The organism is Propylenella binzhouense, assembly GCF_009866965.1.
Classification (GTDB): domain Bacteria; phylum Pseudomonadota; class Alphaproteobacteria; order Rhizobiales; family Afifellaceae; genus Propylenella; species Propylenella binzhouense.
The window spans coordinates 1-620 of record NZ_SPKJ01000226.1 but is presented as its reverse complement, the minus strand read 5'-3'; the positions used below and the strand labels follow the sequence as shown (position 1 = coordinate 620).

The 620-nt window shown below is 77.3% G+C and carries 1 protein-coding gene; it reads left to right on the top strand.

Annotation, left to right across the window (positions count from 1 at the left end; genetic code table 11):
• Positions 1-620, top strand: a 620-nt coding sequence (locus tag E4O86_RS23055; RefSeq protein ID WP_425500154.1) for a tetratricopeptide repeat protein, incomplete at both ends; no start/stop codon positions are given.

Sequence of the window (620 nt, the reverse complement as noted above, 5' to 3'; positions counted from 1 at the left end):
CTCGCGGCCGAAGCGGCGCAGGCGCCGCCGGCAGCAGGCGGCCGCGCTGAGCGGCGCCGGGCGGCCGCTTTGCTCGCCCTTCTCGGCATCCCCGTGCTCGCCGCCGGGCTCTACCTCGCGAAGGGCGCGCCGGACCTGCCGGGCCAGCCGCTCGAGGCGCGGCTCGAGCAGGGCGGCAAGACCGACATCGAGACCCTGGTCGCGCGCGTCGAGGAACGTCTCCGGCAGTCGCCGGAGGACGGCAGGGGCTGGGCCGTGCTCGCCCCGGTCTATGTCCGGCTCGGGCGCCCGCAGGACGCGGTCGAGGCCTATCGGAACGTGATCCGCCTGCTCGGAACGTCGGCCGAACGGCAGGCCGATCTCGGCGAGGCCATCTATCTCGCGGAAGGCGGGATCGTCACCGCCGCGGCGCGCGAGGCCTTCGAGGCGGCGAATGCGGCCGACCCGAAGGCGGCGAAGCCGCGCTTCTTCCTGGCGCTCGCGCAGGAGCAGGCGGGCGAGAAGGCGAAGGCCGTCGAGGCCTGGCGCGCGCTCCTCGCAGACGCCGCACCCGACGCGCCCTGGCGCGCGACCGTGGAGGGGGCGATCGCACGCGCGGGCGGCGCGCCGCCGCCGGCCGG